The sequence below is a fragment of the Longimicrobium sp. genome (assembly GCF_036280135.1).
Taxonomy (GTDB): Bacteria; Gemmatimonadota; Gemmatimonadetes; order Longimicrobiales; family Longimicrobiaceae; genus Longimicrobium.
Genome location: NZ_DASURI010000777.1, coordinates 1 through 2,280, shown reverse-complemented (window position 1 = coordinate 2,280; position 2,280 = coordinate 1). Strand labels below are relative to the sequence as shown.

The window sequence follows — 2,280 nt, the reverse complement described above, 5'->3', positions numbered from 1 at the left end:
AGGGCGGCGCCCCCGGGCGCCAGCCACGACAGCAGCACGTGCTCCCGCGCCACCATCCGTCCGGGGTGCGTGGCGGCCTCCACGAGTGTGCCCGCGCACGCGGCCACCAGGGGCGCGTCTCCCCGCCGGCCGCGGGCCAGCGCGGCGCGGCGGCGCGCGGCCGCCAGCGGGTCCCCGGGCGCCTCGTCGCCCGCGCCGTCCAGGGCCAGGGGAACGGCGCGCACGCCCAGCGCGACCTCCAGCACGGGCCCCACGGCGGCGTCCTCGCCGCCGGGGTGCGCCGCGGCCAGCACCACCTCCATCCCCGCGAACGGGGTCGCCGCCGTGGCCGGCATCATTCCCCCTGCCCCAGCGAGTAGCCCGGCACGCCGTCCCAGGCGTACAGGTGCTCCGTCTTGATCACCTCCAGCCCCGCGTGGTCCAGCCCCGCCAGCAGGGTCACCACGTCCGCGAAGCGCACGGGCTCCGTCCGCGTCCAGGGGACGAAGCGGCACCGCCAGTGGTCCGTGCGGAACGTCTCGGGAAAGCCGCCGGGAAAGACCTTCACCCCGCGGTTGGTGATCATCTTGAGCCGCCATCCCGCCGGCGCCGCCGCGCCGATGCGCGCGGCCAGGATCTCCGGGTCGCGGTCCGCCTCGTCCCAGTCCAGGAACACGTCCACGCCGTCCAGCCGCTTCTCGCGCGGGACGGGGGGCGCCGTGCGGACCTGGATGCCGCCGGCCCGGTAGCGCGCGGGCTGCAGACCGCGGGGCGCCTGGCCCAGGCGGTCGATGACGGCGTCGGCGAACGCCTGCGTCCCCACCCGGCGCGCGCTGTGGCCGGGGCGGTGGACGTCCGCCGTGTGAACGCCGTCTTCCAGCGTGCGCAGCCACGCGTTGGTGATGTGCTCCGCCACCTGCGCCTGGCCCAGGTGCACCAGCATCTGCGCCGCGGCCGAGAGCAGGCCCGAGGGGTTGGCCACGTCCTGCCCGGCGATGTCGGGCGCGGAGCCGTGCACGGCCTCGAACATGGCCACCCGCTCGCCCACGTTGGCGGAGCCGGCCAGCCCCACGGACCCGGCCACCTGGGCCGCCACGTCGGACAGGATGTCGCCGTACAGGTTCAGGGTGACGATCACGTCGAAGCGCTCCGGCTGGGCCGCCAGCCGCGCCGTGCCGATGTCGATGATCTGGTGCTCGCCCTGGACGTCGGGGTACTCCGCCGCCACCTCGTGGAACACGCGGTGAAAGAGCCCGTCCGTCTGCTTCATGATGTTGTCCTTGGTCATGCACGTGACCCGGCGGCGGCCGTGCGCCCGGGCGTACTCGAACGCGTAGCGCACGATGCGCTCGCACCCGGGCCGGGTGACCAGCTTGAGCACCTGCGCCACCTCGGCTGTCTGCTGGTGCTCGATGCCGGCGTACAGGTCCTCCTCGTTCTCGCGGATGATGACCAGGTCCATCGCGGGGTGCGCGCAGGGGACGAACGGCGCGTACGACCGCGTGGGCCGCACGTTGGCGAACAGGCCCATGGCCTTGCGGATGGTGACGTTGAGGCTCTTGTAGCCCCCGCCCTGCGGCGTGGTGATGGGCGCCTTGAGCAGCACGCCCGTGCGGCGGATGGACTCCCACGCCTCGGCGGGGATGCCCGACGAGTGCCCCCGCAGGTAGGCGCGCTCGCCCACGTCGATGTGCTCGCAGCGCAGCGCGGCGCCGGCGGCGTCCAGCACGCGCAGGGTGGCGTCCATGATCTCGGGCCCGATGCCGTCGCCGCGCGCCACGGTGACGGCGCGCTCCGTGGCCACGTCCGCGTCGCGGTGGGAAAGCATGCCCGGCAGGGAAAGGGTGCCGCTCGCCATCGTCGTCGTCATTTCGTCTCGCCTCGCGCCTGGGGGAAACAAAAAACGCCGGCCTGCGACGGGGTCGTCGCGGGTCGGCGTACCTTCAGCGGGTCCGCTCCCGGGGGAGCGTGCGCGCTGCTCGTGCTGCCTGTCTGTGGCCCCGTCAGTCCGCCCCGCCCTCCCGGGCGATGCCTCCTGCCGAAGCGTATGTGCAGAAGGTATGTCCAATCAGCCGGACGCGCAAGCGGGGGCGCGATCCCTCACCCGCCATCCCGTTCTCCAGCGGCGCGAAGGCGGGCTCCCGCTCATCCCGAAGCCACGTAAAAGGCTGGCCATTTGATTTCCGGAGAGGGGTTGGCCGACCTCCTTTCCAGCGGAACCCCAAGAGCGTCATCCTGGGGGAGCGCCGCGCGTAACGTGAACGCGCGCGGGACGTTGGCGCGACCGAAGGATCTTGTGTC

The 2,280-nt window shown here is 73.5% G+C and carries 1 protein-coding gene and 1 pseudogene; both read right to left on the bottom strand.

Annotation, left to right across the window (positions count from 1 at the left end; genetic code table 11):
• A pseudogene (locus tag VFZ20_RS25035) lies at positions 1-338 on the bottom strand (hypothetical protein); the annotation flags it as partial.
• A complete protein-coding gene (locus VFZ20_RS25030) occupies positions 335-1,807 on the bottom strand; it encodes an NADP-dependent isocitrate dehydrogenase (protein WP_349264127.1) in 1,473 nt (490 codons plus the stop codon). The pseudogene VFZ20_RS25035 and the gene VFZ20_RS25030, both read right to left, overlap by 4 nt.
• Positions 1,808-2,280 lie beyond the last annotated feature (473 nt).